This window comes from Micromonospora sp. DT4 (genome assembly GCF_049841675.1).
Taxonomy (GTDB): domain Bacteria; phylum Actinomycetota; class Actinomycetes; order Mycobacteriales; family Micromonosporaceae; genus Micromonospora.
The window spans coordinates 404-16,622 of sequence record NZ_JBNCKT010000055.1 but is presented as its reverse complement, the minus strand read 5'-3'; the positions used below and the strand labels follow the sequence as shown (position 1 = coordinate 16,622).

The following is a 16,219-nucleotide window of genomic DNA, read 5'->3' as shown; positions in this document are numbered from 1 at the left end:
CCTGCGGGAGGTCTTTTTGTTGCTCCGAGAAAGGATCCTGATGACGTTCCAGGTCTTCGACACGACACTGCGCGATGGCGCCCAGCGCGAGGGGCTCACCTACTCGGTGGTCGACAAGCTGGCGGTGGCCCGGCTGCTCGACGAGTTCGGCGTCGGCTTCATCGAGGGCGGCTGGCCGGGCGCGGTGCCCAAGGACACCGAGTTCTTCCGTCGCGCCCGTACCGAGTTGACCCTGCACCACGCCGTGCTCGTGGCGTTCGGCGCCACCCGCAAGGCCGGTGTCGCGGTCGCCGACGATCCCCAGGTGCGCGGCCTGCTGGACGCGCAGACCCCGGCCGTCGCGCTGGTCGCCAAGGCCGACATCCGCCACGTCGAGCGCGCCCTGCGCACCACCGGCGCGGAGAACCTGGCGATGATCCACGACACCGTCAGCCACCTGATCGCCGAAGGACGCCGGGTCTTCGTCGACGGCGAGCACTTCTTCGACGGCTACCGGCACGACCCGGCGTACGGCGCCGCCGTGGTGCAGACCGCGCTCGCCGCGGGCGCCGAACGGATGGTCCTCTGCGACACCAACGGCGGCATGCTGCCGTCCCAGGTGACCGCCGCGATCCACGACCTGACCGACCGACTCGGCGTCGACCCCGCGCTGTTCGGCATGCACGCGCAGAACGACACCGCGTGCGCCGTGGCCAACACGATCGCCGCCGTCGAGGCCGGCGTCCGCCACGTGCAGGGCACCGCCAACGGGTACGGCGAACGTCCCGGCAACGCCGACATCTTCGCCGTCGTCGCCAACCTCCAACTCAAGCTTGGCATGCCCGTCCTACCGGAGGGCTGCCTGGAACAGATGGTGCGGGTCTCGCACGCCATCGCCGAGATCGCCAACATCGCCCCCGACACCCACCAGGCGTACGCCGGGGCCGCCGCCTTCGCCCACAAGGCCGGGCTGCACGCGAGCGCGATCAAGGTCGACCCGTTGCTCTACAACCACGTGGACCCGTCGGTGGTGGGCAACGACATGCGGATCCTGGTGACCGAGATGGCCGGCCGGGCCAGCGTCGAGCTCAAGAGCCGCGAGCTCGGCCTGGACCTGGCCGACCGTCCGGAGGCGCTGACCCGGGTGACCAAGCGGGTAAAGGAGTTGGAGGCCGGTGGCTGGTCCTTCGAGGCCGCCGACGCCTCGTTCGAACTGCTCGTCCGCTCCGAACTCCCCGAGGGCGGCCCGGCCCGGCCGTTCACGCTGGAGTCGTACCGGGTGCTGGTCGAGCACCGCGAGGACGGCGCCGTGGTCTCCGAGGCGACCGTGAAGATCCGGGTACGCGGTGAGCGGATCATCGCCACGGCCGAGGGCAACGGCCCCGTCAACGCGCTGGACGAGGCGCTGCGGGTGGGGCTGGCCCGGCACTATCCGCAGCTGCGCGAGTTCGAGCTGGCCGACTACAAGGTACGCATCCTGGAGGGCACCCACGGCACTGGCGCGGTGACGCGGGTGCTGTTAAAGACCGCCAACGGGACCGGCCAGGACTGGACCACGGTGGGTGTGCACCCCAACGTGGTCGAGGCGAGCTGGCACGCCCTGGTCGACGCCCTGACCTACGGCCTGGCCCCCGCCTCGGTCTGACCCCGCCTTCGTTCCCGCGATCTTGCACTTTGTGCCGACGGCATGTGGCTTTTGCCGCTGATGCGGTGACAGAAAGTGCAAGATCGGCGGGGCTAGGGGGTGGGTAGGCGGACGGTGGTCAGGACGGGGCGGTGGTCGGTCTTCGGGAGGGACAAAACCGTCACCTCCTTGACCGCTATACGGCGGTCGACCAGCACGTGGTCGATCGTGACCGGCGGGATGAGGTCGCCGTCGTACGGGCCCCACGTGCCGGTCAGCCCCTCCCCGGTGGCGTCGGCGGCGTCGACGTAACCGGTGCGCAGCAGCGCCCGCAGCGGCCCGTGGTCCAGGGTGGAGTTGAAGTCGCCGGCGAGGATCCGCAGGCCGCCGTTCGGCGTCGCCGGTGGTTGGGCGGCCAGGTCGGTACGCCACGCGTCGATCTGGTCCAGCGCGTACGGCGCCGAGGGATGGGCCGACTCGACGCGGACCGGTGGTCCGCCGGGCACAGCCAGGGTGCCGTACGCCTGCGTGAATCCCCAGCCGCCGAGATTGTTCCGGATGCCGACGTCGCTGATCGGCCAACGCGAGTAGAGCCCGGAGCCGGGCGTGCCGTCCTGCGCGTTGAGCTGCCGGTACGGCAGCAATCGGTCGAGGCCGAGCCGGTCCAACGCGGCCTGCGCGTCGGGCGTGAACTCCTGCACGGTGAGCACGTCGACCCGGTGCCGCCGGACCAACTCGACGAGCGTCGACGCGTCGGCGGAGCCGGCGAGCAGGTTCGCGGTGAGCAGCCGGATCGTCGGGCCGGTCACCGTCGGCTGCGACGCGGCCAGCGCCCGGGGCGCGACCACGCCGAGCAGTGCCACCGCGGCCAGGGCCGCGACCGCCGCCGGCCACCAGCGCCGCAGCGCGACGCTGAGCCCGAGGGCCAGCACGCTCCACCCGGCGACGTACGGGGTGAAGGCGAGCGCCTGCACCAGCGGCCCCCGGTCCACCCCGGAGAGGCGTACGGCGGCCCAGGCGGCCGGGGGCCCGACGGCCACCCAGCAGAGCAGAGTGCGGATCGGCGTCCGAGGGCGGGTTGGCGCGGATGGGCCGTCGGTGACGATCATGCCGCTCAGCCTAGCGCCACCGCTTCGAGCAATTGTGAATGGCTGCCTCGTTCATCTTTCACAATTATCTGACGGTTCGATGACAGGCCGATAATGCGAGATCAACTATTGACCTCCGGCTTTTTTCGGTGCTACGTTTCATCTGGTTGAAACGACGCAACTCTGAGTAGTAACAGCAGCTCAGATCGGGTGCAGATCACCGATGAATCAACCGCCTTATCCATTTTGGCAGTTATCCGTCCCGCCCTGCGGGTCGGCCGAATTCGCACGGTCACACAAGGGGGACCTGTCATGAGTACATCCTTCCGACGTAAGGCGGCGGCGATCGGGTTCGCGGTCGCGGCACTCACCCTGGCGGGTGGGGGCATCGCCGTCGCCCAGCCGTCGGCGAAAGCGCCGCAGGCGGCCGTCCAGCCGGCGTCCCGCGCCACGAACACCCAGCCACCGGTGACGGCCGAGTCGGCCCGCAAGGCGAAGGCCGCGCTGAACGCCAACGCGACCACGCTCGTCGCCTCCACCACCATCGTCGTCGTCAACGCCAACGGCACCAAGGCGCGCGGCACCGGCACCGTCATCAAGTACGGCACCGGGCAGTACGAGGTCCAGTTCGCCCAGACCGTCACGACAGGTGTCTACGTGGCCACCATCGGTCGTGCCGACGCCTGCTGCATTCCGCCGTCGGGCGAAATCTCTGTCGCGCCCCGGCTCAGCACGCCGAACGCGGTCTTCGTGCAGACCCGTAACTCGGCGGGCACCCCGGCCGACCTGGGCTTCCACCTGGTCGTCCACCTTTCCTGACCGATTCGACGTCCGGCCCCCGCAGGTGACTGCGGGGGCTGCGGCGTGTCCGGCGCTCCTCGTCGCCGCCGGCCCGCACCTGCCGTATCGGGGTGGTCATGCCCTTGCGACCGGGTCCTCCCGGTTGTGCCCCGTCCGGGCGGCTGCTGCTCATTCTGGATACAACGGACCTGTCCAGCACTCACAATCCGACGTTTGCCGGGGCCCCGGCCCGGGAAGCAAGCACCGTGACGGACATCTCGGACACCCTGGCCAGCCTGCCCACCTCGGTCGATCCCGAGCCGACGGGCGCGGAGCTGGAACAGACCCTCTTCGAGGTCAGACGCGTGATCGTCGGGCAGGATCGGCTCGTCGAACGCCTGCTCACCGCACTCATCGCCAACGGGCACTGCCTCCTGGAGGGCGTGCCCGGTGTGGCCAAGACCCTGGCGGCGCAGACCCTCGCCACAGTGGTTGGCGGCACCTTCTCCCGGATCCAGTTCACCCCGGACCTGGTCCCCTCCGACATCGTCGGCACCCGGATCTACCGCGCCTCGAAGGAGACCTTCGACATCGAGCTGGGTCCGATCATGGCCAACCTGGTGCTGGCCGACGAGATCAACCGGGCGCCGGCCAAGGTCCAGTCCGCGCTGCTGGAGGCGATGGCCGAACGGCAGGTCTCCATCGGTGGGCGCAGCTGGCCGGTACCGGTGCCGTTCCTGGTACTGGCCACCCAGAACCCGATCGAGTCCGAGGGGGTCTACCAGCTTCCCGAGGCGCAGCGTGACCGGTTCCTCATGAAGGTTGTCGTCGACTACCCCAGCGACGCCGACGAGCTGGCGATCCTCTACCGCATGAGCAGCGACCGGCCCAGCGCGCGGCAGGTGCTCGACCCGCAACGGATGCAACACCTGCAGGCCCTCGCCGAGCGGGTCTTCGTCCACCACGCCCTGGCCGAGTACGTGGTCCGGCTGATCCTCGCCACCCGCGACCCGGGCCGGTTCGGCCTGGCGGAGATCGCGCCGCTGCTCGCGTACGGCGCCAGCCCTCGGGCCACGCTGGGCCTGGTCGCCGCCGCCCGGGCGCAGGCGCTGCTGCGCGGACGGGAGTACGTGCTGCCCGAGGACGTCCGGGAGTTGGCGGTGGACGTCCTGTCCCACCGGCTGGTGCTGTCCTTCGACGCGATGGCCGACGGGGTTTCGGCGGAGAGCATCGTCCGGCGGCTCGTGGAGGCGGTGCCCCCGCCCCGGTTGGCCGCCGGGCACCCGCAGCAGGCGCCCGACCTGGCGGCGGCATGAGACGCGCCGACCGTACGACGGTGGGCACGTCGCCCGACCCCGGCGTGGCCGAGCTGACTCCCGATCAGCGGCTGCGCCGACTCGAACTGACCGTCACCCGGCGACTCGACGGTCTGCTGCACGGCCAGTACCGCGGCCTGCTGCCTGGGCCGGGCAGCGAACCCGCCGGCAGCCGGGAGTACCGGCCGGGGGAGGACGAGGTCCGCCGGATGGACTGGGCGGTGACGGCCAGGACCGCCGTGCCGCACGTCCGCCAGGTCGACGCCGACCGAGAACTGACGACCTGGCTGCTCGTGGATTCCAGCGCCAGCATGGAGTTCGGCACCGCGGAGCTGGACAAGCGGGAGCTGGCGGTGGCCGCGGTGGCGGCGGTCGGCTTCCTGACCGCCGGCGTCGGCAACCGGTTGGGCGCCCAGGTGCTACGCGCCGACGGGGTGCGACGCTTTCCGGCCCGCAGCGGGCGTACCCATCTGCTCGGTCTGCTGCGGGCGTTGCTGGCGGCCCCGCGCGCCACCGCGCCCACCGATCGGCCGGGGCGGCGGTCGACGGCGCCGCCACCGGCGCCGGAGCTGGCGGACGGGCTCGACGCCCTGCACCGGGTGGCCCACCAGCGCGGCCTGGTCGTGGTGGTCTCCGACTTCCTCGACGACCTGCCGGACGACCCCGACGAGCCGCCACCCTGGGAGCGGACGCTGCGCCGGCTGTCCGCGCGTCACCAGGTGCTGGCGATCGAGGTGACCGACCCACGTGAGCTGGAACTACCCGACGTCGGCCTGATCACGCTCGTCGACCCGGAGACCGGCCGTCGCCGCGAGGTGTGCACATCGGACCGCCGACTGCGGGAGCGCTACGCCGCGGCTGCCGCCGCCCAGCGTGACCAGGTCCGGCAGTCGTTGCGCCGGAGCGCGGCGGCACACCTGGCGCTGCGTACCGACCGCGATGTCAGCGCGGACATCGTCCGTCACGTGCACGCCCAGCGGCGGATGGCCGCCGCGCCGGCCGGGGCCGCTCGGGGAGGTGCCGCGTGAGCTGGGAGTCCCCACTGCGGTTGTGGCTGCTGGTCGCCGTGCTCGCGCTGGTCGTCGCGTACCTGGTGATGCAGCGGGGACGGGCACGGTACGCGGTCCGCTTCACCAACCTGCGACTGCTGGACCGGGTGGCGCCCGAACGGCCGGCCTGGCGACGGCACGTACCCGCCGGGCTGTTCCTGGCCATGCTGGCGTTGCTGGTGGTCGGCTTCGCCCGGCCCACCGCCGAGGTCCGGGTTCCCCGCGAGCGCGCCACCGTGATGGTGGCCGTCGACGTGTCCACCTCGATGCTCGCCACCGATGTGGAGCCGGACCGTCTGGCGGCGGCCAAACAGGCGGCCCGACGCTTCGTCGACGGCCTGCCCGACGAGTTCAACGTGGGGCTCGTCGCGTTCGCCGGCAGCGCCGCCGTCCTGGTGCCGCCCGGCACCGACCGGGACGCCCTGGACGAGGGCATCGGTCGCCTGGCCGAGGGAGTGACCGGTGTGCAGGGCACCGCGATCGGCGAGGCCATCAACACCTCGCTCGGTGCGGTCAAGAGCCTGGACAGCGAGGCCGCGAAGGAGCCACCGCCGGCCCGGATCATCCTGCTCTCCGACGGGGCCAACACCTCGGGGATGGACCCGATGGAGGCGGCGGCGGAGGCGGTCGCGGCGAAGGTGCCGGTGCACGCGATCTCCTTCGGTACGCCGTCCGGGTTCGTGGACCGGGGCGGACGGCCGATCCAGGTGCCGGTCGACGGGCAGACGCTCAGGGCCGTCGCCGACGAGACCGGCGGGATGTTCCACGAGGCCAGCACCATCGACGAGCTGCGCGCCGTCTACGACGACATCGGCAGCTCGGTCGGCTACCGCACCGAACGCCAGGACGTCTCGGCGCGGTTCATCGGCCTCGGACTGGTGTTCGCGATGGGTGCCGCCGCCGGCTCGATGCGCTGGTTCTCCCGACTGCCCTGACCCGCAGCGCCGACGTCGACCGTGAGGAGTACGCATGGCAGTGCAGACCGGACTGGGCGAACCGCGCGGTCCCTGGTTCATCTCGCCGGACCTCGACCCGGACGGGCGAGGGTGGTGGGACGCTCCCGGCTCGGGCCGTGACCCCGGCGGGCGGCGGCCCGGTCGGTTGCTCGCCACGCTGGCGGTCGTGGCGGTCTCGGCCGTCTCGGGCGCGCTGGCCGGCGGCGTGGTGGCCAGCCGGGACGGCAGCGCCGGGCCGGCGGCGGCATCCGCCGCACCGGTGCCGGCGGAGTTGGTCACCGCCGCCGAGCGGACCGTGCCCGGTGTGGTGTCGGTGCTCGCCGGCGGCGCGAACGGCGCGTCCGCGACGGGCTCGGGATTCGCCATCGACGACCAGCAGCACCTGGTCACCAACGACCACATCCTGGCCAAGGGCGGCGGGGGGCCGGTGACGGTGGAGCTGCCCGACGGCCGCCGCTACGAAGCCGAGGTGGTCGGTCGGGAGGCGCGCAGCGACCTGGCGGTGCTGAAGGTGCCACCGTCGGCCGGGCTCGCCCCGTTGCCGTTGGCCAAGCCGGGCGCCACCCGGGTCGGTGAGCCGGTGCTGGCGGTGGGTTCACCGCTGGGTCTGTCCGGGACGGTCACCGCCGGTATCGTCAGCGCGCTGGACCGCCAGGTGCGGTTGGGCAACAACCGGCACCGCGCGGTGCAGACCGACGCGTCGATCAACCCCGGCAACTCGGGCGGGCCGCTGGTCAACGCCCGGGGCGAGGTGGTCGGGGTGAACACCGCCATCGCCACCATCGACGGCAACGGCTCGATCGGAATCGGCTTCGCCATCCCGATCGAGCAGGTGCGGAAGACCGCCGACATGATCATCGGCAAGGGCGGCTGACCTGCGCGAACGGCCCTGGCGGGCCGCCTCCAGTGTCGGATATCCGGCGCGAAGTCATCGGACCATGGAAATATTGCCGTGGCGTACGCCACGGTGGGTTCGGACGACGAGACCGCCGGCCCGACGCCCACCTCGTCCACGACGAGTGAGCCTCCGCGCCGGTGACCCGGGGCGGGTCGCCGCGGGTTAGCCTCGGGGCGTGGACGACGGACTGCGGGTGACCGACCGGTGGGTCGTCCCCGCCGGGGAGCTGCGGGAGCGCTTCTCCCGCTCGTCCGGCCCCGGCGGGCAGGGAGTGAACACCGCCGACTCCCGGGTCGAGCTGAGCTACGACCTGGCCAACTCCCCAGCCGTACCCGAGTCGCTGCGGGCGCGGGCGTTGGCGCGCCTCGCCAACCGCCTGGTCGACGGTGTGCTGACGATCGCGGCCAGCGAGCACCGGGCGCAGCTCGCCAACCGGGAGGCGGCCCGCGAGCGGATGCTCGCGCTGTTGCGCGAGGCGGCCGCGCCGCCCCCGCCCCCGCGTCGCGCGACCAGGCCGTCCCGGGGGGCGAAGGAGCGCCGGTTGGCCGAGAAGAAGCGCCAGTCACAGCGCAAGCGCGACCGCCGCGTCGACGGCGACTAGCTAGCCCCAACGCCGTTCAGTTAGGGATCGCAGATAATTAACGCGCTGTCTTGATCTCTGACGGGGTAGTGATGCGAGTTCACCCACACTTAATGAATTTGACTGTATAACCCGTGTCGGGATCGCCCTCGTATCCGAACAGTCCGGTTACCCCACGCTCGTCCCGCCGGATCTTAAGCTCGCTGGGTGCAGGGTCCAGGAAGGACCCCAAGGCTCGGAACATCAGGTCCAGGCGGGGCGGCTTGAAGGAATTATCGAACTTCCAGACGCCACGACCAGCAGTCGGGAGCTTGCCGCCGAAGTCTCTTTTCAGCGCGAAATCTTCGGTGTATTCACCAGGATCATACAAGACGGAGAAGTAGTCGCGGGAGAGTAGCTGTTCAGCGTGAGTAGATGGGCGGCCGAATCGGTCTGACCTGTGGTTATGCGCTCATACGGTGGGTCGATCTTGACCCTGCAGCCGCTCCTGCCAGCTGTGGCCGTCCGCTCTGTAATGGTTTGACCAGATCGGCGAGAGTCTCGACAAGGCATGATCATGCCGTTGACGTTGGCTGAACACGTACGCGGGAGATGTTGCTTAGTTCAAATTCGCCCGAAGACTGCACGCTCAATTGATCCCGTTGAGCAGAGCACCAGAGTCCCGGCAACTCTTCGACCGTAACCGGCGACGGTCCCGGTGAACCACAGGCACCCAGGAGGGCGCCTGTGGCCAACACCGCAACTGATACAAGTACGGCACCGACTCGTAGCTGAGCCACGCCAAACATCACGTCCTTCAACTAATAGGTTACAACTTCGCTCCAGTAGAAGTTTTGTGTTACTGAAGACATAGGGCCAGTCGTGGGCCCCGTCTTACCACCCGGACTCTTACTTGCGGTCGGGTTGCGGAGCAGCGATTTCGCATCCATCCCGTTGTTTGCCGTATAGGTGATGACGGCCCGCCGGGTATCCGGGTCCACGGCGACAATTTCTCCCCGCAGATCGAAAGATCCAATAGCCGATCTCCTGCTCGCAGAAGTGTCAGGGCTATTGCGTAGTGGGGTTGCCCCTGGTCACGACAGGATTGCTGGTGGTCACGGCGTCGATCAAGTCGTGTGGGCGGTGGTTGGCGCGTCGGGTGGCTTCGGCGATGTTCGTGGCGCCGTTCGTGCGGTGGTAGCCGATCGAGGTGTTACGGAGTGTCGCGAAGACGGCGGGGCCGTTGCCCGTCCGGGCTTGGTGGGCGTCTTCACGTAGCGTCACATCTCTGACGTAATGCAGGCGGTTTTCGATGTGCCATTCAGACCGTGCCCAGGTGCCGAGGTCGGCGGGTTGAGCCTGCTCGGCGGGCAGGGACACGGTCAGGTACGCCGCTTCGCGGCTGGTCTTGCCCTTGATCGTTCGGGTCCGGGTGATTCGGACGGCCTGCTGAGCGTGGGGAAACGCCATCCCGCCGGGAGTGGCCACGGTGACAGCTTTGACGGTGCGGGTTTCCTTGCGGCCGTGGCCGGTCTCGCGGGTCTGGGAACCGATCGGGATCTGCGCCCACGGAAGGGATTTGAGCTGGTTGTGCAGGGTCGGCTGGTTCCCCTTGACCGTAACCATCAGGTGCCCGCCGTCGGCGGCGAGGAGTTCCGCGTGCCCGGTCTGGGCGTGCAGCGCGTCCGCGAGGACCAGGACGTCTCGCAACGAACCCAACTGGGCGGCGACCAGACGCATCAGCGGGGTGAACGCCGGGATCTCATTGGACTTCGCGTCGATCTGCACCTGGGCGAGCACGATACCAGTGCAGGTGTCGTACGCCGACAGCAGATGAACACGTCGCCCGTCAGTGAGCCGGGCGCCCCGTTCGACCTTGCCGTCGACGGCGATCACGAGCCGCCACCGCCGCCCGGCCATGGCGACCGGCGCTGTTCGGGCCAACAGCCACCGGGCCAGCACCCGTGAGAGCACATCGGCGTCGATACGGATCAGCAGCCGCCACACCGTCGTGGCCGCCGGCACCCGGTCGCTGAACCCGAGCCGACCCCAGACCTCCTGGTCCTGATTACGCACCCAATCGGTCACCGACGCGAACGTGCACGCCCCGGCCAGCACCGCACAGACCGCCACCGCCAGGATGCTCACCAGCGAGTAACGGCAGCCACGCGGATCACGCGGGTCAGGGATCGTGGACAACACCTCGAACAAGCCCTGACGATCACCTTCAGTGACCACGGCGGGGAGTGTGCCGGTGGGTCGGCGCGGAAGCAAGATCTCGGTGGGTGATGATGACATCGGCGGGTGCGGTCCTTCTTCTGGGTCATGTGGTCTTCGCAAACACCATGATCACCAACGGGCCGTACCCGTCCTACATGGACCCACCCTCGACCGGTCCCATATCAAAACCCCAGCTCAAACACCATTCAACCGACTACGCAATAGCCCTGGCAGAAGTGTCGCCAGTAACTAGGCCGCGCACTCCGGCGATGAGATCGGCCCCCATGCGGGCTTTCGCGTCGGATCCTGTCGGCAAATCGTAGTCTTTCCGAAAAGCCGGTTTTTCGTATCCAGCTTGAAGCATGCCCAAAACCGTTCCCCTCACATCGTCCATGTGACTACTTCCACGGATGTACGTGTTCAGCCAACGTCAACGGCATGATCATGCCTTGTCGAGACTCTCGCCGATCTGGTCAAACCATTACAGAGCGGACGGCCACAGCTGGCAGGAGCGGCTGCAGGGTCAAGATCGACCCACCGTATGAGCGCATAACCACAGGTCAGACCGATTCGGCCGCCCATCTACTCACGCTGAACAGCTACCCACGGATGGCCATGGTCATCGGATAAATTTGATAGAAGGAAACCGTCTCAGAAGTGTTTCCGGCCAACCATTGCACCCACACTTCATGCCAATCCATCGGATTCACAACGTGCGACTGGCCGTCAATCATGTTTTGGTTCATGTAGAGCATGCGGTTCCAGAGTAGCTGGCGACCCAACTCGCTTGTGTTCGCGCTGATTGGGCGATGGGGATCTTTGCGCGGCGGACCATTGCGTCGCGACGACTTGGTACTGCTTAGCTTATGCGTCTTGCCGTAGGCCACGTTGTCGGTGGACCCACATCCACCTGGGCAGCCCTTCTTGATGTCGTAACCGTAGCAGTCGAAGTACTTGCAGTCGTCGGGGATCAGCCCTGTGGGGTCGCTGGAGGTGACGGGTGTGTTGTTGGCGTAGGAATAGCCGTTCCACTGTTGTGGCTGGGCAGCGTCTTGGACCGGGTCGACGGAGAGGAAGCGGCCGAACAACGGGTCGTAGGAGCGGGCACCGACTGTAGTCAGCCCGGTTGGGCTCATTGGCTTGTCCAGGAAGCCATGGTTGTCGGGCGCAGCGACAGTGACGCCCCGAGGCGTGCCATAAGGCGAGTACTGCCGCCAGGTCGGGTTCTGGGCGGTGCTGTCGAGGTAGAGGGTGGGGGTGCCCTGGTGGTCGGTGATGGCGAAGGTGTAGGCCGTGCCTGTGCCGGTGCGGATACAGCCGCCGCCGCCTGGGAGGGCGTAGTAGCGGTTGCCGGTGACGACGTTGGTGGCGGTGTCGAGGGTGAGCTGCTGTCCGGGCAGATAGAGGATGTTCTTGCCGGGTTCTTTCTGCAGCAGCAGGTTGCCGTCGGCGTCGTAGGTGAAGGCGTTGTTCCCGCTGGTGCCGCCGGCGACTCCGGCGAGTTTGCCGGCGTCATCCCAGGTGAGCGTCTGGTTGCCCTGGGCGGCGTTGCGGCTGATCGTGTTGCCGGCGTTGTCGTAGGCGTATGACGTGGTGCTAGAGGTCGCGCCGGTTGTGGTGGTGGAGGTCAGGGTGTGGGGCTTGTTTTGACCGCTCCCGTTGTACGCGTAGATGGTCGTGGTGCGCTCCGAGGGCGGCGAGTAGGCGGGCGCGAAGCGCGGCCGCGCGGTCGGCGAACCCGCGCTGCGCGGTGGCGTACTCGGCCCGACCCTCCGGCGTCTCCACTCGCACCGGCGGGTGGCCGAGCGCCGCCAGGTCGTACGGGCTCGCGCGCATATCCAGCGTGCGGATCTCGCGGGCCAGCTCGAAACAGTCCGCGACCAGCTCCGACGGCACCAGCGGCGACAGCTTGTACGCCCACTTGTAGAGGTCCATGTTGGCGTGCAGGCAGCCCGGCTGCTCGTTCACGTGCTGCGTCTCGCGGGTCGGGTTGAGCAGGTTCAACGGCCGGGCGGATGGGGTGAAGAAACGGTACGCGTCGAAGTGGCTGCACCGCACGCCGCGCTCCTCGACGACCGCGGCGGTCCGCTCCGGGCCCAGCCGCAGCGGCCAGGCGTTGTGGCGTAGCTCCTCGGGGTTCTGCCGGTACACCATCGCCCACTCGTGCATCCCGAAGCAGCCGAAGTGCGGCGTCCGGCCCGCCGTGGCCGCCAGCAGCGAACGGATCCACGTGATCGACTCGCCGCGTCTGACGCGTACCCCCTCGGTGTCGAGGGTGACCCCGGCGGACGTGGCGCGGTAGTCCCGGCCGAACTCGGCCGGCTCCGCGTCGCGCAGCTCGACCCCCGCGCCCGGGTGCCAGCGGCGGAGCTGCGCCGGCCGGTGCGAGTAGTAGGTGAACAGGAAGTCCTCCACCGGGTGCCGCTCACCACGACGGCGCCGGGCCAGGTACGGCGTCAGCCAGACGTCCACCCGCTCCTCGTGGGCCTGGCGACGCGCCTGCCAGGTCGCCACGTCGAGCACGGCGGGGGCGAGGGCGGCGGTCACGGACCCCAGGGTACGACCGCCGCCCGCTCGCCGGTCAGGGAATCTGCACCCGGACGCCGGCGGAGAACACTCCGCTGCGCAGCTCCAGCTGTCGGGGCGGGTCCCGCCCGTCGACGGTGAAGACCAGTGGGAGCACCACCCGACCGCCCGCGGCCACCGGGTTGGCGAAGACATCCCGCCCCAGGTTGGCCGCCCGGGTGGCCGGCTCGTCCGTGCTCACCCACCGGTCGCCGGGCAGGTAGGCCCGTTGCAACTGGCCGTGCCAGGGCTGCTGGACTCCGGTGAGGTTGCGCACACCCACGGTGGCCTGACAGCTCCGCGCACCCGGCGGCGGCGCGCTCGCCCCCGGGGCGGTGGCCGCGCTGCCCGCCGCGCCGCACGTCATCCGGTAGACGGTGAACTCGAACGCGGACTCCCGCAGCGGCATGCCCATCGGCCCGGAGACGCCGGTGCCCCTCCACGCGCCGCTGGTCGGCTGTTTCTGGGTGTCGATCGACGAAACCTGCCGGGTCGCCATCCAGCCGGCCGTGCCGACCACACCGGCCAGGACCACCACCGCCGCGCCGACCAGCAGCCAGACCGGCGGCGTACGCCGACGTCGGCTCGGGCTCGGCGTCGCCGGACGCGGGTAGATCGTTCCGCGGCCACCGTCCGCTGCCCCGTCGGCGAGGGCGGCGGCGGTCACCCGTCGTCCGCGTCGTCGACGCCACACCCAGGCCACGGCGGCGCCGATCAGCAGCAGAATCCCCAGACCGGTCAGCAGCACCGGGTACCGTCGCCACGGCGGCGCCTCGGTGACCTCGGCCGCCGGGGCGGCGGCTGCCGCCTGCCAGGTGGCGGTGGCGCAGTCGTACGGCCGGGTGCCGTCACTGGTGAACGCGCAGGCCGGCGCGGTCAGCGGCTGGCCCGGCGCGGTCGCGGTCAGGGCAGTGCCCAGTGTGGTGCTGCTGTGGGCGGGCAACCGCAACCGCCACGTCACCTCCGCCGTGGACCCGCCGGAGCGGCTGGACCGGCCGCCCCCGCTGATCGCGGTCGCCGACGACCCGGACGGCAGCTCCTGACGCACCGTGGTGTCGACCGGCGAGTTACCCACGTTGCGGACGTGGATCCGGTAGCGCGGCGCCGGACTGCTCTCCGGCGCGACCGCCACCGTGACCGGAGGCGGGGGCACCGGCACGGGCGCCCGCGAGGGTGGTGCCACCGCCGGTGGCGCCGAGGGCGGGGTCGGTTCCGCGCTGGTCGCCCGTGCGGCCACCGCCACCGCCGGTCCGACCGCCGGTCCGACCACCGCCGGTCCGACCACCGCCGGTCCGACCGCCGCCGGTCCGACCGCCGCCGGTCCGACCGCCGTGGGCCCGGTCGCGGGCGGCGGCGCGGCTGGGCGCGGCGTGCCGGCCGCTGGCCGTGGTGCTGGTAGTGGTGCTGGTGGTTGTGGCGTAGCGGCCGCTGGTCGTGGCGCGGCCGCCGCCTCCGGGGCCGCCGCGGGCAGGGCCGGCACGGCGGCGAGGATGCCGAGGCAGTGTACGAACACTGCGAGGGCTCTGTGGTGTCGTGTCGATGCAGGCATACGAACGAACCTCCGGAGCCGACGCTAGGGCTGCCCGGCCTCCGTGCGGGTACGAAGCGCGGAATCCCGCCCCTACCGCCGCGCGCAGCGGTAGGGTGCCGCGACTCTGACGGGTTGCGCACACCCGCCTGCCGTTGTGGCCGGTGGACGCGTCGGCGGGGCTAGATTTGCCGGGTGCGTATCGCTCGTTTCGTTCATGCCAAGGGAATGTCGTTCGGTGCCGTCGAGGGCGAGCCGGAGGCCGGGCCGCAGGGCCTGACCATCGCCGAGATCGAGGGCCACCCGTTCGGCAATCTCACCTTCAGTGGGGCCCGCTGGGCCCTCTCCGACGTACGGCTGCTCTCGCCGATCCTGCCCAGCAAGGTGGTCTGTGTGGGCCGCAACTACGCGGATCACGCCGCCGAACTCGGCAACGAGGTGCCCAAGGAGCCGTTGCTCTTCCTCAAGCCGTCCACCTCGGTGATCGGCCCTCGTGACGCCATCCGGCTGCCGATCTTCTCCAAGCAGGTCGAGCACGAGGCGGAGTTGGCCGTCGTGATCGGCGCGCCGGGCGCCCGCCGGGCCGACCGGGCCGCCGCCGAACGTGCCATCTTCGGTTACACCTGCGCCAACGACGTGACCGCCCGGGACCTCCAGCGCTCGGACGGGCAGTGGACCCGCGCCAAGGGCTTCGACTCGTTCTGCCCGATCGGCCCCTGGATCACCACCGGCCTGGACGTCTCCGACCTGGAGATCCGGTGTGAGGTGGGCCGCAACCCCGACGAGATGGAGGTACGTCAGCTCGGCCGGACGAAGGACATGGTCTTCGACGTGCCCGGCCTGGTGTCGTACATCTCGCACGTGATGACGCTGCTGCCCGGCGACGTGGTGCTCACCGGCACCCCGGCGGGGGTTAGCCCGCTCGTCGAGGGGGATACGGTCACCGTGCGGATCGAGGGCATCGGCGAGCTCAACAACCCGGTGGTCCCCGTCGCCTGATCGGTTTGATGCCCCTGTTTCCGCAGCTCAAGGGTGGTTCGGGGGGATCGGATTTGGCCTGTCGGCACCGGGAGGGTAATGTTCACTCCCGGCGCCGCAAGGGGCCAATGGGGTATGGGGTAATTGGCAGCCCGACTGATTCTGGTTCAGTTAGTCTAGGTTCGAGTCCTGGTACCCCAGCGCAGCTGGGATTCGCGAGAATCCCGGACGCTGGATTCTGACGGAGGTGGACTCCGTCCCTGCGGGGGCGGAGGGTGCTCTCCGGTGGAGTGCAGCTCCTCCGCCCGACAAGGGTGGGGGAGCGAAAGTTGTTCTGGCCCCGTCGTCTAGCGGCCCAGGACGCCGCCCTCTCAAGGCGGTAGCGCCGGTTCGAATCCGGTCGGGGCTACATCGTGCACAGCCCGCCTCACTGCGGTGAGGCGGGCTGTTTTGCTCGTCCGGTTCGGTATGGCGCTGGCACCCGTCCGGCCGTCCTCGATCGTGCGGGGACTCGCGGGCGACGCCCGCACCCCGCGCTCGACCCGCCGGGCGGTGCCGCTAGACTACAAGCCGCACCGCCCGCGAGGGTGGTGAACAGGAAAGTTCTGGCCCCGTCGTCTAGCGGCCCAGGACGCCGCCCTCTCAAGGCGGTAGCGCCGGTTCGAATCCGGTCGGGGCT

At 69.9% G+C, this 16,219-nt stretch carries 14 protein-coding genes and 3 tRNA genes; 12 read left to right on the top strand and 5 right to left on the bottom strand.

The window, feature by feature from the left end; all coding sequences use genetic code 11:
- Positions 1–40 precede the first annotated feature (40 nt).
- Positions 41–1,624 carry a citramalate synthase gene (gene cimA, locus ACLQ24_RS17015; protein ID WP_425892703.1) on the top strand — a complete coding sequence of 528 codons (1,584 nt, stop codon included), beginning with the start codon at positions 41–43 and terminating at the stop codon, positions 1,622–1,624.
- A gap of 92 nt (positions 1,625–1,716) precedes the next feature.
- Here cimA and ACLQ24_RS17010 read toward each other — a convergent pair whose 3' ends face one another.
- Entirely contained in the window at positions 1,717–2,712 is a 996-nt protein-coding gene (locus tag ACLQ24_RS17010; RefSeq protein WP_425892702.1) for an endonuclease/exonuclease/phosphatase family protein, read from the bottom strand.
- A 291-nt stretch (positions 2,713–3,003) separates the two neighbouring features.
- On the opposite strand from ACLQ24_RS17010, the gene ACLQ24_RS17005 reads away from it, so the two are divergent.
- The 6 genes from ACLQ24_RS17005 to arfB all read left to right on the top strand — a co-directional run bounded on the left by ACLQ24_RS17005 (position 3,004) and on the right by arfB (position 8,291).
- Positions 3,004–3,510, top strand: a complete 507-nt coding sequence (locus ACLQ24_RS17005; RefSeq protein ID WP_425892701.1) for a hypothetical protein — start codon at positions 3,004–3,006, stop codon at positions 3,508–3,510.
- 227 nt (positions 3,511–3,737) lie between these two features.
- Positions 3,738–4,787 carry an AAA family ATPase gene (locus ACLQ24_RS17000; protein ID WP_425892700.1) on the top strand — a complete coding sequence of 350 codons (1,050 nt, stop codon included), beginning with the start codon at positions 3,738–3,740 and terminating at the stop codon, positions 4,785–4,787.
- Entirely contained in the window at positions 4,784–5,815 is a 1,032-nt protein-coding gene (locus tag ACLQ24_RS16995) for a DUF58 domain-containing protein (RefSeq protein ID WP_425892699.1), read from the top strand. Before ACLQ24_RS17000 ends, ACLQ24_RS16995 begins: the two co-directional genes overlap by 4 nt.
- The gene (locus ACLQ24_RS16990) at positions 5,812–6,771 is read left to right on the top strand and encodes a VWA domain-containing protein (protein WP_425892698.1); all 960 of its coding nucleotides are present in this window, start codon (positions 5,812–5,814) and stop codon (positions 6,769–6,771) included. The genes ACLQ24_RS16995 and ACLQ24_RS16990 overlap by 4 nt, the downstream gene beginning before the upstream one ends.
- A 34-nt stretch (positions 6,772–6,805) precedes the next feature.
- A complete protein-coding gene (locus ACLQ24_RS16985) occupies positions 6,806–7,666 on the top strand; it encodes a S1C family serine protease (RefSeq protein WP_425892697.1) in 861 nt (286 codons plus the stop codon).
- Positions 7,667–7,865: 199 nt separating this feature from the next.
- Positions 7,866–8,291 carry an alternative ribosome rescue aminoacyl-tRNA hydrolase ArfB gene (gene arfB, locus ACLQ24_RS16980; RefSeq protein ID WP_355232974.1) on the top strand — a complete coding sequence of 142 codons (426 nt, stop codon included), beginning with the start codon at positions 7,866–7,868 and terminating at the stop codon, positions 8,289–8,291.
- A gap of 1,026 nt (positions 8,292–9,317) precedes the next feature.
- Here the strand turns inward: arfB and ACLQ24_RS16975 are convergent.
- The gene (locus tag ACLQ24_RS16975) at positions 9,318–10,487 is read right to left on the bottom strand and encodes an ISAs1 family transposase (RefSeq protein WP_425892696.1); all 1,170 of its coding nucleotides are present in this window, start codon (positions 10,485–10,487) and stop codon (positions 9,318–9,320) included.
- A 581-nt stretch (positions 10,488–11,068) separates the two neighbouring features.
- Positions 11,069–11,746: an RHS repeat-associated core domain-containing protein gene (locus ACLQ24_RS16970; RefSeq protein WP_425892724.1), complete on the bottom strand. Its 678-nt coding sequence runs from the start codon at positions 11,744–11,746 to the stop codon at positions 11,069–11,071.
- Between ACLQ24_RS16970 and ACLQ24_RS16965 the strand changes: the two genes are divergently transcribed.
- A complete protein-coding gene (locus ACLQ24_RS16965) occupies positions 11,735–12,058 on the top strand; it encodes a hypothetical protein (RefSeq protein WP_425892695.1) in 324 nt (107 codons plus the stop codon). The two genes, ACLQ24_RS16970 and ACLQ24_RS16965, sit on opposite strands and share 12 nt — an antisense overlap.
- A 7-nt stretch (positions 12,059–12,065) precedes the next feature.
- On the opposite strand, the gene ACLQ24_RS16960 is transcribed toward ACLQ24_RS16965, so the two are convergent.
- Together ACLQ24_RS16960 and ACLQ24_RS16955 are read right to left on the bottom strand one after the other, a co-directional pair.
- On the bottom strand, positions 12,066–13,016 hold the full coding sequence (locus tag ACLQ24_RS16960; protein WP_425892694.1) for a 3-methyladenine DNA glycosylase: 951 nt from the start codon (positions 13,014–13,016) through the stop codon (positions 12,066–12,068).
- 34 nt (positions 13,017–13,050) lie between these two features.
- Positions 13,051–14,583 (bottom strand): hypothetical protein, encoded by a 1,533-nt coding sequence (locus tag ACLQ24_RS16955; RefSeq protein WP_425892693.1) that lies wholly within the window; start codon positions 14,581–14,583, stop codon positions 13,051–13,053.
- A gap of 174 nt (positions 14,584–14,757) precedes the next feature.
- On the opposite strand from ACLQ24_RS16955, the gene ACLQ24_RS16950 reads away from it, so the two are divergent.
- The 4 genes from ACLQ24_RS16950 (at position 14,758) to ACLQ24_RS16935 (ending at position 16,219) form a co-directional block, all read left to right on the top strand.
- The gene (locus tag ACLQ24_RS16950) at positions 14,758–15,561 is read left to right on the top strand and encodes a fumarylacetoacetate hydrolase family protein (RefSeq protein WP_425892692.1); all 804 of its coding nucleotides are present in this window, start codon (positions 14,758–14,760) and stop codon (positions 15,559–15,561) included.
- A 108-nt stretch (positions 15,562–15,669) separates the two neighbouring features.
- A tRNA-Gln gene (locus tag ACLQ24_RS16945) sits at positions 15,670–15,741 on the top strand.
- A gap of 135 nt (positions 15,742–15,876) precedes the next feature.
- Positions 15,877–15,949: transfer RNA gene (locus ACLQ24_RS16940), tRNA-Glu, on the top strand.
- A 198-nt stretch (positions 15,950–16,147) separates the two neighbouring features.
- A tRNA-Glu gene (locus ACLQ24_RS16935) sits at positions 16,148–16,219 on the top strand.

Bases quoted from the DNA above. Each gene is read 5' to 3' on its own strand.
- ACLQ24_RS16995 (WP_425892699.1), top strand. From the start codon at position 4,784: ATGAGACGCGCCGACCGTACGACGGTGGGCACGTCGCCCGACCCCGGC.
- ACLQ24_RS17010 (WP_425892702.1), bottom strand. From the start codon at position 2,712: ATGATCGTCACCGACGGCCCATCCGCGCCAACCCGCCCTCGGACGCCG.
- cimA (WP_425892703.1), top strand. From the start codon at position 41: ATGACGTTCCAGGTCTTCGACACGACACTGCGCGATGGCGCCCAGCGC.
- ACLQ24_RS16985 (WP_425892697.1), top strand. From the start codon at position 6,806: ATGGCAGTGCAGACCGGACTGGGCGAACCGCGCGGTCCCTGGTTCATC.
- ACLQ24_RS16955 (WP_425892693.1), bottom strand. From the start codon at position 14,583: ATGCCTGCATCGACACGACACCACAGAGCCCTCGCAGTGTTCGTACAC.
- ACLQ24_RS17005 (WP_425892701.1), top strand. From the start codon at position 3,004: ATGAGTACATCCTTCCGACGTAAGGCGGCGGCGATCGGGTTCGCGGTC.